The 12809-nt window shown below is 65.5% G+C and carries 9 protein-coding genes; 2 read left to right on the top strand and 7 right to left on the bottom strand.

Features of this window, described 5'->3' with window-relative positions:
- Nucleotides 1-161: 161 nt before the first annotated feature.
- The gene (locus ACD584_RS15210) at nucleotides 162-3041 is read left to right on the top strand and encodes a TonB-dependent siderophore receptor (RefSeq protein ID WP_076037181.1); all 2880 of its coding nucleotides are present in this window, start codon (nucleotides 162-164) and stop codon (nucleotides 3039-3041) included.
- Nucleotides 3042-3782: 741 nt separating this feature from the next.
- Here the strand turns inward: ACD584_RS15210 and betA are convergent.
- From betA to ACD584_RS15175, 7 genes are all read right to left on the bottom strand, one after another.
- The gene (betA, locus tag ACD584_RS15205; RefSeq protein ID WP_076037180.1) at nucleotides 3783-5453 is read right to left on the bottom strand and encodes a choline dehydrogenase; all 1671 of its coding nucleotides are present in this window, start codon (nucleotides 5451-5453) and stop codon (nucleotides 3783-3785) included.
- A gap of 90 nt (nucleotides 5454-5543) precedes the next feature.
- Nucleotides 5544-7016, bottom strand: a complete 1473-nt coding sequence (gene betB / locus ACD584_RS15200) for a betaine-aldehyde dehydrogenase (protein WP_076037179.1) — start codon at nucleotides 7014-7016, stop codon at nucleotides 5544-5546.
- A gap of 40 nt (nucleotides 7017-7056) precedes the next feature.
- Nucleotides 7057-9036, bottom strand: a complete 1980-nt coding sequence (gene betT, locus ACD584_RS15195; RefSeq protein ID WP_076037178.1) for a choline BCCT transporter BetT — start codon at nucleotides 9034-9036, stop codon at nucleotides 7057-7059.
- A 124-nt stretch (nucleotides 9037-9160) separates the two neighbouring features.
- Nucleotides 9161-9898 (bottom strand): endonuclease/exonuclease/phosphatase family protein, encoded by a 738-nt coding sequence (locus tag ACD584_RS15190; RefSeq protein ID WP_011038499.1) that lies wholly within the window; start codon nucleotides 9896-9898, stop codon nucleotides 9161-9163.
- 49 nt (nucleotides 9899-9947) lie between these two features.
- On the bottom strand, nucleotides 9948-10769 hold the full coding sequence (locus ACD584_RS15185) for a thiol:disulfide interchange protein DsbA/DsbL (RefSeq protein WP_011038498.1): 822 nt from the start codon (nucleotides 10767-10769) through the stop codon (nucleotides 9948-9950).
- A 93-nt stretch (nucleotides 10770-10862) separates the two neighbouring features.
- Nucleotides 10863-11513 carry a thiol:disulfide interchange protein DsbA/DsbL gene (locus ACD584_RS15180; RefSeq protein ID WP_011038497.1) on the bottom strand — a complete coding sequence of 217 codons (651 nt, stop codon included), beginning with the start codon at nucleotides 11511-11513 and terminating at the stop codon, nucleotides 10863-10865.
- Between the two features lie 104 nt (nucleotides 11514-11617).
- Nucleotides 11618-12415 (bottom strand): c-type cytochrome, encoded by a 798-nt coding sequence (locus ACD584_RS15175; RefSeq protein ID WP_012437398.1) that lies wholly within the window; start codon nucleotides 12413-12415, stop codon nucleotides 11618-11620.
- A 145-nt stretch (nucleotides 12416-12560) separates the two neighbouring features.
- Here ACD584_RS15175 and ACD584_RS15170 point away from each other — a divergent pair.
- Nucleotides 12561-12809: GTP-binding protein (locus tag ACD584_RS15170; protein ID WP_372357307.1), on the top strand; the 249-nt coding region annotated here is incomplete at its 3' end.

Here is a 12809-nt window from a genome sequence, read left to right as displayed (position 1 = left end):
GCCTCTTAAGGAGCACGAAGCAAGCGTGCCGATGCGATGACGGAGGCAGTGCTGCGTTGCCAGGTTGCGGTGCGTTAAGGTTTCGTTTAAAAGTCGGCATGGACCGCAGGGCACGGGGGCGTGCGGTGACATTTCCTGAAATCCTTCTGGAGAGAGAAAGGATGAAGCGTCTGAGTGGCTCCCGTCGGTCGTGCCTGGCCGTGCAGTTGTCGTTGTGTCTGATCCCTTCGCTGGCCTGGGCGCAGCAGCCCGAACCCGCCCCGAGTACGCGCACGCTCGACAGCGTGCAAGTCACCGGCACCCGCATCAAGACGGCCGAATTGCAGGGCCAGGTGCCGATCCAGACGCTCAACCGCGCCGATATCGAGCGCACCGGGCTCACCTCGATCGGCGAGGTGTTGCAGGAGCTCACTGCCTCCGGCTCGGCGCTCAATGCCAAGTTCAATTCGTCCGGCAACTTCGGCTTTCCACCCGACGGCAGCGGCGTGGGTGCCGGCTCGGCGCAGGTGGATTTACGCCATCTTGGTTCCAAGCGCGTGCTGGTGCTGGTGGATGGCATCCGTTGGGTCAATGAATCCTCCGCCTCGGGCGTGGGCTCGTCGACGGACCTCAACACCATTCCGCTGGCGATCGTGGAGCGCATCGAAGTGCTCGAAGACGGCGCCTCGTCGCTGTACGGCTCGGATGCGATCGCCGGTGTGGTCAACATCATTACGCGGCGCACGTTCGACGGCGCGCAGGTCACGCTCAATTACGGGCAATACGGCAAGGGCGATGGCACCAACCAGGGCATGGACCTGGCCTGGGGCACCAGTGGCGAGGATTTCAGCCTGTTTCTGGGCGCCAGCTACGTCAAGCAGGATCCGATCTATGCGCGCGACCGTGCCCAGGCACGCTTCCCCATTCCCGGCACCGGGCTGACCTTTGCCAGTTCGGCCACGCCTGATGGGCGCTTCCAGTTCGTCGACCCGAACACCGGCGTGCGTCAGAACCTCACCCCCAACGCGGGCGTGGGCACGCCGCAATACGACGGCAGTGGTGGCTGCACGCGCAGCGATGATTACCATTGCTTCGGCACCGCCGACCGCTACAACTTCGCCGAGCAGAACCTGCTGCTGACGCCGTCCGAGCGCAAGGGCGTGTTCGCGCAGTTCCGCTATTACTTCAACGACGACGTGCAGTGGTACGTCAAGGCGTTGGGCAACCGGCGCGAATCCACCAACCAGGCCGCGCCCGAGCCGATCTTCCTCGGCCCCGATGCCGGCACCGGCAATCCGCTGGCCGACAACATCGTGATTTCCGCGCTCAACCCGTTCAACCCGTTTGGCTTTGATCTGAACTCGGCCACCAACCTGATCCAGATCGGGCGGCGCCCGGTGGAAGGCGGCCCGCGGCGGTATGAGCAACAGGTGGACACGCAGTATTTCGGCACTGGCCTGGTCGGCACCTTCGAAGGCGCGTCGCGGACCTGGTTCTGGGACGTCAACGGCATGTACAGCAAGAACAAGGCCGAGCAGACCAACTACGGCAGCTACAACCTGTTCAACATCAACCTGGGGCTCGGCGACCCGGCCGCCTGCGCGGCGGTGGCCGGCTGCGTGCCACTGGATATCTTCAGCGGCGCCGGCAGCATCACGCCGGAGATGTTGCGCTGGATCCAGCCCGTGGTGCGCGACCGCAGCCAGAACGAGCTGAGCCTGTTCACCGCCAACCTGAGCAGCGAGCTGTTCCAGTTGCCCGGCGGTGCGGTGAGCTTTGCCACTGGCTACGAGTACCGCAAATACGAAGGCTCGTATCAGCCTGACCCGCTCACCGTGGCCGGCCGCTACAACGGCGTGCCGTCGTTGCCCACTTCCGGCAGCTACGACGTCAATGAGGCCTATCTCGAACTCAACATCCCGATCTTTGCCAACTCCACGTTGGGCGACAAACTCGATCTGAACATTGCGGGCCGCTATTCGGATTACTCCACGTTCGGCGGCGAGTTCACGCCCAAGTACGGCCTGCGTTGGCAGGTGAGCGACGAGTTCGTGCTGCGCACCAGTTATGCGGAAGGCTTCCGCGCGCCGACCATCGGCGAGTTGTTCGGTTCGGCGGCGCGTGCGGATCTGCAGTTGTCCGACCCGTGTTCCATCGGCCTGGGCGGGACCGCGCCGCGTGGCAGCGCCGCCAACTGCGCAACGCTGGGGGTGCCGCTGAACTACCAGCAGGCCAACCAGCAGATTTCGGTGACCACCGGCGGCAACGAGCAGCTGGAGCCGGAGCGCTCGCGTAGCTTCAGCGCCGGCTTCGTGTTCAGCCCGGGCTTTGGCAGCAACGCAAGTTGGTCCGACCGGCTTGATCTCGAGGTGACCTTCTACCGTCACCATGTGGATGGCGCGATCCAGGCGATCAACGCGCAGACCCAGCTCGATCTGTGCGTGGATACGCTGGACGCGCTGTACTGCGACGGCATCGGCCGCGCGTCCACCGGCGGCATCAATGCGTTCAACAATCGCCTGACCAACCTGGGCTCGATCAAGACCGATGGCTGGGACGTGGACCTGTTCTGGACCTTGCCGGAAACCGCGTTGGGCCGCTTCAAGCTGTCCTGGCAGAACACCTTCGTGGGCCGTTACGAGGCGCTGGGCGCCGCCGGGCAGCGGCAGCCGCAGGGGCCGGGCATCGAAGTGGTGGATAGTGCGATTCCCGAGTGGACCAGCAACGCGGTGCTGGACTGGTCGCTGGGCAACTGGACCGCATCGTGGACCGCGCGCCACATTTCCAAGCTCACCGAACAGTGCGGCGACGCAGTGGAATTTGCAGTGTGCTCGACGCCGGCAGAGGGCACCAATCAACTGGATGCCATCACCTATCACGATGCGCAGGTGGGCTACCGCTTCGACTGGTTGAAGGGCCTGCAACTGACCGCCGGCTTGAACAACGTGTTCGACAAGGATCCACCGATCTGCCTGTCGTGCTCACTCAACGGCTATGACGCGTCCACCTATGACATCCCCGGCGGCCGCTTCTGGTACGTGCGCGCGGACCTGAAGTTCTAGTTGGCAGGACGGCTGCCTGCCGCGCTTGATGCATGCGGCGGGCAGCACTCTGCTTGCAATGCAGATGTGCAGTGACGCACCGCGCATCGGCGTTGCACTTGTATCAGTCAGCGACCAGGACGGATGGCGCGGTGCCCTCACTGCGTCCGGGACCCTTGGCGGCATGGATGCCGCCAAGGGTCCTTATCTGTTTGGATTCACGGCGTGTCCCGGGGGCGGTGAGGGTATCGCGCGCTCGAGCTGCTGGCGTTGCGCGTCAGGCTGGCATCGCTGGTGTTTTCCCACTGCGAGTCGGTGCCTGAGATCCAATTGCTGGTCGCTCAGCGCTGTCTGTCAGGGATCAATGCGGCGATCAACGGCGTTGTGCAGTAAGGCCACAGGCACGTGTAGCGCATGCAGGGCCCTTGCGCGCCCGCCATCGCAGGACACGCCGCAAGTACGTCCCTGTAGGCTCTTTGGCGGCATCCATGCCGCCAAAGGTCCCGCGACGGCGGGCACGCAAGGACCAGGCGAGTTGGCTGGTTTGCGTGGATTTTCAAAACACCTCACGTGCTACATGCGATGTCTTCGCCGCCTGCCGAACCGCGGCGGGACAGATGCCGCACAAAGCCTTTATGAAAGGACGTCCCGCGTGTCACGCGAGCGGTGAGGGCGCTGCGCTTGGCTATCTAGATCAAACGCAAGTCGGCCGACAGCTCGCTTGGAAAGAAGTTTCAAACCATGCACTCGGTCGATCACACATCACCGGCGCACAGGTGCATCACCCGCCACGTAATAGTCGGCGGTGCTGCGCGGCAGCGGTGCACGCCCGCGCATCCGGTCGGCGATCTTCTCGGCGATCATGATGGTGGTGGCGTTGAGGTTGCCGGTGATGATGCGCGGCATGATCGAGGCATCGATCACGCGCAACCCCTCCATGCCGTGGACGCGGCCTTGCCCATCCACCACCGCCATGTCGTCGGTGCCCATCGCACACGAGCACGAGGGGTGATACGCGGTTTCGGCGCATGCGCGCACGAACGCGTCCAGCTCGGCGTCGGTCTTGCAGTCTGCGCTGGGGCTGATCTCGCGCCCACGGTAAGGGTCGAGTGCGGGCTGGGCGATGATCTCGCGGGTGATGCGGATTGCGTCGCGAAATTCCTGCCAGTCCTGGTCGGTGGATTGGTAGTTGAACAGGATCGACGGATGCTGGCGCGGGTCGCGCGACTTGGCATGCACGCGGCCGCGGCTGGGCGTACGCATAGAGCCCACATGGGCCTGGAAGCCATGCTCTTTTACCGCGTTGCTGCCGTTGTAATTGATCGCCACCGGCAGGAAGTGGTACTGGATATTGGGCCAGTCGAACTCTTCGCGGGTGCGAATGAAACCGCCGGCCTCGAACTGGTTGCTGGCCCCGGTGCCGGTGCCCGCAAACAACCACTCGGCGCCAATGGCAGGCTGATTCCACCACTGCAGTGCCGGGTACAACGACACCGGCTTGGTGCATGCATATTGCATGTACACCTCCAGGTGGTCCTGCAGGTTCTGCCCCACGCCGGGCAGGTCGTGCACCAGTTGCACGTCGAGCGCGCGCAACAGGTCCGGCGCACCCACGCCTGAGCGTTGCAGCAACTGCGGCGAGGCAATCGCGCCCGCACAGACCAGCACTTCGCGGCGCGCGTGCGCATCGATGCCCTCGCTGCTGTTGCCCACCAGGTAATGCACGCCGACCGCGCGCTTGCCGGCAAACAGGATGCGGTCGGTGGTGGCATGGGTGACGATGTGCAGGCTGTCGCGCGGCTTGGCCATGTCCAGATAGCCGCGTGCGGTGCTGGCACGCCGCCCTTGCGGCGTCACGGTGCGGTCCATCGGCCCGAAGCCTTCCTGCTGATAGCCGTTGAGGTCGTCGGTGCGCGGGTAACCCGCCTGCACGCCGGCATCGACCATCGCCTGGAACAGCACGTTGTTGTCGTTCTTCGGCGTGGCCACGCTCACCGGGCCTTCGCCGCCGTGGTAATCGTTGGCGCCGATGTCGCGCGTTTCTGCCTTGCGGAAGTACGGCAACACATCGCGGTAGCTCCAGTCTTCCAGCCCCGGGCGCTTGGCCCAGTGATCGAAATCCAGTGCGTTGCCGCGGATGTAGCACATGCCGTTGATCAGCGATGAACCACCCAGCCCCTTGCCGCGCCCGCACTCCATGCGCCGGTTGTCCATGTGCGGTTCCGGCTCTGTCTCATAGGCCCAGTTGTAGCGGCGACCCTGCAACGGAAACGCCAATGCGGCGGGCATCTGGGTGCGGAAATCCAGCCGGTAATCCGGCCCGCCGGCTTCCAGCAGCAGCACACTGACACCCGGGTCTTCGGTGAGGCGCGCGGCCAGTACGTTGCCGGCCGAGCCTGCGCCAATGATGATGTAGTCGTATTCGCGTTGCATGGTGATCTCCTGATGCGTGGTCGGTAAGGCGTGCGGATCGGCACGCGTCTGCGCTCGTCTGAACAGCAGTACGCGCGCTATGAGCCGCGCCTAGAACACCGACGCGTAGCGTTCCAGTTCGACCTGGACAGACTTGGTGCGTGTGTAGGCCTGCAGCGTGGCCAGGCCGTTCTCGCGGCCCACACCCGATTGCTTATAGCCGCCCACCGGCATCGGCGCCGGCGATTCGCCCCAAGTGTTGATCCAGCAGATGCCGGCCTCCAGGCGATGGATCAGCCGATGCGCGCGTGACAGATCCGGTGTCACCACACCCGCCGCCAGCCCATAGCTGGTGGCGTTGGCGCGTGTGATTGCCTCGTCTTCGTCGTCGTAGGTGAGCAGGCTCAGCACCGGCCCGAAGATCTCTTCGCGCACGATGGTCATCACGTCGGTGCAATCGCTGAAGATGGTCGGCGCCACGTAGCAGCCCTGCGCCAGTGCACCATCGCGCAGCCGCTCGCCACCGAACAGCAGGCGCGCCCCTTCGGCCTTGCCTTGCTCGATGTGTTCCAGCACGCGCTGCATGTGCGCGGCACTGACCATCGGCCCGAACGTGGTGCGCTCATCGAGCGGGTCGCCGATATGGATGCGTTGCACGCGTGCCAGCAGGCGCGCTTCGAATGCAGTGCGCAGTGCACGCGGCACGAAGACGCGCGTGCCGTTGGTGCACACCTGTCCGGAGCTGTAGAAGTTGGCCATCATCGCGATGTCGGCCGCCAGGTCCAGGTCGGCATCTGCGCAGACAATCAGTGGCGACTTGCCGCCCAGTTCCATGGTCACGTCCTTCAACGACGAGCTGGAGGCGCTGGCCATCACCTTGCGGCCGGTTGCGGTGCCTCCGGTGAAGCTGATCTTTTCGATCTCCGGATGCTCGGTGAGTGCATGGCCCACGCTGGCGCCGTCGCCGGGCAGCACGTTGAACACGCCATCCGGCAGGCCGGCTTCGGTGAAAATTTCAGCCAGCTTGAGCGCGGTGAGCGGCGTCACCTCGCTGGGCTTGAAGATCATCGCGTTGCCGGCGGCCAGGGCCGGTGCGGCTTTCCAGAGCGCGATCTGGATCGGGTAATTCCACGCGCCGATAGCACCCACCACACCAAGCGGTTCGTGCCGCGTGTAGAAGAAACTGCCTTCGCGCAATGGCACCTGCACGCCCTGCAGCGCCTGCGCCACGCCGGCGTAGTACTCCAGCACGTCGGCACCGGTGACGATGTCGACGCTGCGCGTTTCGCTCAGCGGCTTGCCGGTGTTGAGCGTTTCCAGCTCCGCCAGGGCGTCGTTGCGCTCGCGCAGTAGCGCGACGGCACGCAGCAGGATGCGTGAGCGCTCCACCACCGTGAGTGCGGCCCAGCGCCGTTGGCCGGCCTTGGCGCTGTCCACGGCTGCATCCAGATCGTCGGCGCCGGCGTTGTGGACGTTGGCAAGGACTTCACCGGTGGCCGGGTTCACCACCTCGAACGTGTGGCCGCCGCGGGCGGGAACATAGCGGCCGCCGATGTACAGCAGCTGGTCGGGGAAACGTGGCATGACAAACCTCCTGTGGGACGCTCGCCGCAGCGACGACACCTCAGCGGGTGAGATGCAGGAACTGCAGGTGACGCTCGTATTGATCGATGATGTCGTTGATGATTTGTTCTCGGCTGTAGCCGACCAGGTCGTAGTCCTGGCTGCCTTCGAACAGATACACCTCGGCGCGGTAATAGCGCTGGTTGCGCAGGCGCTGCGCGGCGAACGACGGGGTGAGGTAGCCGCGCATCACCACCTGGTAACGGAAGCCTTGTTGTTCGCCATGGTCCACGCTGATCTCCATGTCGGCGTCGTCGAGCCGGCTGCTGACCTGCCAGCCTTCGTCCTGCAGCTGCGCGGCCACCGCTTCGATCGCCGGGCGAACCTGTTCGTGCATGAAGCGATAGACCTCATCGCGCGCGGCAAAATGCATCGCCTGGCCCAGGCGCTGACGCCAGCCGCGGTGATCGCGCGATTGCCCGATCAGCGGGCTGGGGCTGTAGAGCTGCGCACGCTTGCGCTGCGATTCCTCGCTGAGCGCGCGCGACAATCCCCACGCCATCAGCAGCAACACGGCCGAGAAGGGCAGCGACGCCAGCACCACTGCGGATTTCAGCGCGTCCATGCTGCCGGCCAGCAGCAAGCCCGCGGTAACCACGGCCGTGAGCACGCCCCAGAACACACGCAGCCAGCGTGGGCCGTCGTCATGCGGCTCGCCACCATGCGAGGACAACGTGGACAACACCACCGTGCCCGAGTCGGCCGAGGTGACGAAGAACACGAAGCTGATCGCCACCGTGATCGTGATGACCACGCGGCTCCACGGATAATCCTGCAGCAGCGAATACAGCACCGTTTGCGGCGCGTCGATGGCTTGCTGCGCCCAGGCGGCCTGCCCGTGGTGCAGCAATTGATCGAGCGCGCTGTTGCCGAAGATCGACAGCCAGGCCAGCGTGAATCCCAACGGGATCAACAACACGCCCAGCACGAATTCGCGGATGGTGCGGCCACGCGAGATGCGTGCAATGAAAAGCCCCACGAAGGGCGCCCAGCCAATCCACCACGCCCAATAGAACACCGTCCAGTTGCCGAGCCAGTCAGGCCGGCCGCCATAGGCGTACACGTCGAAACTCTTGCCGACCACGCTGCCCAGGTAGTCGCCCAGGTTCTGCATCAAGGCAGTGAGCAGATAGTGCGTGGGGCCTGCGAACAGCATGAACAACAGCAGCGCGATCGCCAGCAGCATGTTGATGTCCGACATCCAGCGCACGCCTTTTTCGACGCCGGACACCGCCACCAGGATGGCCGCACCCATCATGGCGACGATCAACGCCACCTGCACCCAATGCGTGTGCGGCACGTTGAACAAGGTGGCCAGGCCGGCGTTGAGATGCAGCACGCCAAAGCCCATGTCTGCGCCCAGGCCGAACACCGTGGCGACGATGCCCAGCGCATCGACGGTATAGCCGATTGGCCCGTTGATGCGTTTGCCGATCAACGGATACAACGCCGAGCGCAAGGCCAGCGGCAGATTGTGGCGAAATGCGAAATACGCCAGCGCCATCGCCGCCAACGCGAAAACGCCCCAGCCGTGCAGACCCCAGTGCAGGAACAGCAGCTGCATGGCCTGGCGTGCGGACGCCTCGCCGTTGCCGGTGCCGCCTTGCGGTGGCTGCAGATAGTGCGTGAGCGGTTCGGAAACACAGAAGAAGAACAGCGTGATGCTGATACCGGCGGCGAACAACATGCCGGCCCAGGAGAGATAGCTGAATTCCGGCTCGTCGTGATCGGCGCCAAGCTTGATGTTGCCGTAGCTGGACAGCGCCACACCCAACACGAACACCAGATACAGCGTCATTGCCAGCAGGTAGTACCAGCCCACATTGCGTGAGGCCCAGGTCTGCGCATCCAGCAAGATGCGCCCGGCATCGAGGGGGAACAGCGCCACCAGCAGCGCGAACGTACACACCACCGTCGCCGCCAACACGAACACCGGCCGAAGGGTGCGTACCGGTGCGAGCTGCGGCTCGGACACATTCATGCGCGGTGCGTCACGTGGCGTGCTCCAACGAAAAAACCGCCTGTGTTATGCCACAAGCGGTGTCTAGAGCACGTCATCGGTTGAGGTCGCCAGCGCAACCTGGCGCTGGCGTTCTACTGCGGGTTTAACGCAGCAATTGCAGCGGAACGCGCAGATCCATGCCCACTGCAAGGTGGTCGGAGAACGCTGCAGGAATCGCTTCGGTGTGTTCGATCACCAGACTGTCGCTGACCAGAATGTGATCGATCGCACGGTCGGGGCGCCAGCTCGGGAACGTGTGCACCACGCAGCTTGGCGGTTGCAGCCGGGTGTGCCGATACAAGGCCTGCATTTCCGGCCGATCGGCAACGCAATTGAAGTCGCCCATCAGCATCACATTCGGATGGTCGGACAATAATTCGGCGATGAAGGCCAGCTGCGCCATGCGCGAGTTGGCGCCCAGCGACAGATGCGCGACGGCCACCGCCAGGCCTTCGCGGCCTTGCCCGAACTTGGCCAGCAGGATGCCGCGCCCACCGATGCGGCCGGGCAGGGCATGGTCCTGAACTTCCAGCGGTTCCAGCTTGCTGAGCAGGCCGTTGGCGCTGGACGCCACCCCGCCCATGCGGCGGTTGGGCTGGTGGCTCCAGTAGTTGAAGCCGGCGCGCTCGGCCAGGTAGTGGGTCTGATTGGTGAAGCCCGAGCGCAGGCTGCCGGGGTCGCTTTCCTGCAGACCCACGATGTCGCGCTCGCCGGCCAGCTTGGCGATGCTGTCCAGGCTGGTGCGCTTGCTGCCCAGCGGCAGCGCATGCGACCAGCTGCGGGTCACGTAGTCACTGTAGCGGCGGGTGCTGGAGCCGGCCTGGATATTGGCGGTCAGCACCCGCAGGGTGCGCGAGTCCGAAGCGTTCACGACGTGGCGATCGCTCGGGTCACTTGGCCAGCGTGGCGCGTTCGCGCGCGATCAGGTGATCGGCGATGCGCAGCATGTCCGGGAAGCTCTGGCCCTTGACCAGGTACTTGCCGTTGACGATCAGCGACGGGGTGCCGGTGATCTTGCTGCGGGTGGCGAACTGCTTGGCGCGGTTGGTCTTGGCCGACACGCCGAAGCTGCTCATGGTGTCGATGAAGGTCTTCGAATCCACACCGTACTTGGCATAGAAACCGGCGATGTCCTGCACCGAATCCTTGCCGCGCTCGCCCTTCAGGCTCTGGTCGACGTGGATCGCCTTGTACAGCGCGTCGTGGGTCTTTTCCTGCACGCCCAGCGTTTCTGCGGCGTAGAAGGCGCGCGCGTAGTCATCCCACGGGCCGCCGAACATCGCCGGCACGTAGACGAAATGCACATCCGACGGCAGGCCGGCTTTCCACGGCCCGATCAGCGGCTGGAACGCGTTGCAGGCCGGGCAGACGTAGCCGAACACTTCCGCCACTTCGATCTTGCCGGCGGCCTGCTGGTACGGCTGGCCACCTTCGATATCCAGGTAATCGGTGCCGGCGACCGGCTCGGGGCCGTTCGGCGCACGCGGTGCCGGCGCTGGCGGCGCAGCGGCGGTGTCGGTGGCCGGCGCGTTGGCGCTCTCGCCCACGGCAGGCGGGGCAGCGGCATCAGTGGCCGGGGTGGCCGCAGGCGCCGTGGCGGTCTCGGCAGCCGGGGCAGGCGCCGGGGCGGTGTCGGACGAACCGTCCTGGGCCTTGCAGGCGACCAGGATCGGCAGCAGCGCCATCAGCGTCAGGGCGAAGCGGGTCTTCATCGGATTGGATCTCCAGCGTGGGGCGGAAGGGGAGGCCGCAGCGGCCGCGGGGCGCATGATGCCACGGGCCGTGCGTGATGGCGGTTATGCGGCTCAGCGCGCGGCCGGCGCGGCGTGCTCGCGGGCAATCAGATAATCGGCCACGCGCAGCATGTCGGTGTAGTCACGCGCGGTGATCAGATAGCGCCCGTTGACCACCAGGGCCGGCGTGCCGGGGATCTTGGCGCGCGTTGCAAATTCGCGCGCGGCCTTGACCTTGTCTTCCACCGCCGCGCTCTTGAGCGTGTCGATGAAACGTTGCTGCGGCACGCCGTAGGCGACGTAGAAGGCCGCCAGCTCTTCCGGGGCCACGTTCTGGGTGGGCACGGTGTGCTTTTCGTGGATGGCGTCGAACATGGCGCGGTGGCTGCGCTTGGCCACGCCCAGCGTGTCGGCGGCGAAGTAGGCACGCGCGAACGCATCCCAGAAGCCGCCAAAGGCCGCCGGTACCGGCGTGACCCGCACATAGGCCGGCTGCTTGGCGGTCCACGCTTCCAGCGTCGGCTCGAAGTGGGCGCAGTGCGGGCAGGTGTAGCCGAACACTTCCGCCACTTCGACCTTGCCCGCCAGGGGCGCATACGGCTGGCCGCCGTCGATCAGCACATAGTCCTCGCCTTCCACCGGCGGGGCCTTCTTGTCCGCGGCACAGGCGGCCAGCGGCAGCAGGATCAACAACAGCAGCGACAGACGGGAAAACAGGTTCATGCGGGCTCCGAGGGGGATGGATTGCAGTGATACGACGCGGTGAAACGACAACGCCGGCCCGAAGACCGGCGTTGCGAAGCGGATGGGCCGCCGCGGCACTCACCTCATGAGCGTGCGGGCGTCCCGGCGGGCAGTTGCGCGGCCGCGGCATCGTCGGCGCGGTCGTGCAGGCCTTGCAGATAGCTGGCCAGCGCCTGGATCTCCTGCTCGCTCAGCGGCTTGGCCACCTGCGCCATGATATTGAACAGCGCCGGATTGCGCTCCTGGGTGGTGCCGGCCTGGTATTCCTTGAGGCGGCGCGCCACGTACTCGGCGTGCTGGCCGCCCAGGCGCGGGTAGGCCGGCCCCGGGTTGCCGCTGCCGGAGGGCCCATGGCAGGCCATGCAGGCCGGCACGCCGCGGGCGATGTCGCCGCCGCGGTAGAGCTTCTCGCCGGCCTCGTAGAACTTCATGCCCTGGTAGGGGCCCTCGCTGATCACCGCATCGTCGGCGACGCCGGCGGCGGATTTCTGCGTGGCGAAGTAGGCGCCCAGATCGCGCATGTCCTGCGCGGTGAGGTCCTTGACGAAGGGCACCATCACCGCCGACATGCCGGTATTGCGCTCGCCGCTGGCAATCAGCGCCACCTGGTGCGCCACGTAGCGCTCGGTCTGGCCGGCGATGCGCGGGTACATCGGCACCGCCGGGTTGCCGTCTGGCCCATGGCAGGCCGCGCAGGCAGCGGCCTTGGCCTGGCCGGCCTTGGCATCGCCCCAGGTGGTCTTGGACAGGTCGACCTCCAGCGGCGCAACGCGGATGGGCGGCGGATCGGGGATCGGCGTGACCGCCGACTGGGCAAACGCCACCGCGGCAACGACCGGCACGGCAATGGCGGCAAGGACAAGCACACGAGCATGGCGCATCAGCTAAAGCTCCGTATGGACCCGGCCCGCGCGCGTGAGGTGCTGGCTGTGGCAGGCGTTCCCGATTATCGACACGCCTTCGCGCCAGGGTCAACGAACAGTGCAGCAAAATCGCCTGGGCCGCCGAACGTGCGATCCTAGGGGGATGTCGCTCCTTATCGAACAAGCCCGCTACCACCTGTCCGCCCATAACGCCCGGCAATTGCCCGACGATGGCGGCTACGAGGTCGCCTTCGCCGGCCGCTCCAACGCCGGAAAATCCAGCGCGCTCAATGCGTTGACCCGTCAAAATTCCCTGGCCCGCGTGTCCAAGACGCCCGGCCGCACCCAGCAGCTGGTGTTCTTCCAGATCCAGCCCGAGCGCTATCTGGTGGATCTGCCCGGCTACGGCTAT

The sequence above is a fragment of the Xanthomonas sp. NCPPB 2922 genome, from assembly GCF_041520885.1.
Taxonomy (GTDB): domain Bacteria; phylum Pseudomonadota; class Gammaproteobacteria; order Xanthomonadales; family Xanthomonadaceae; genus Xanthomonas; species Xanthomonas campestris.
Note: the sequence above shows the minus strand (reverse complement) of the source record. Positions and strands in the feature narration are given on the sequence as shown.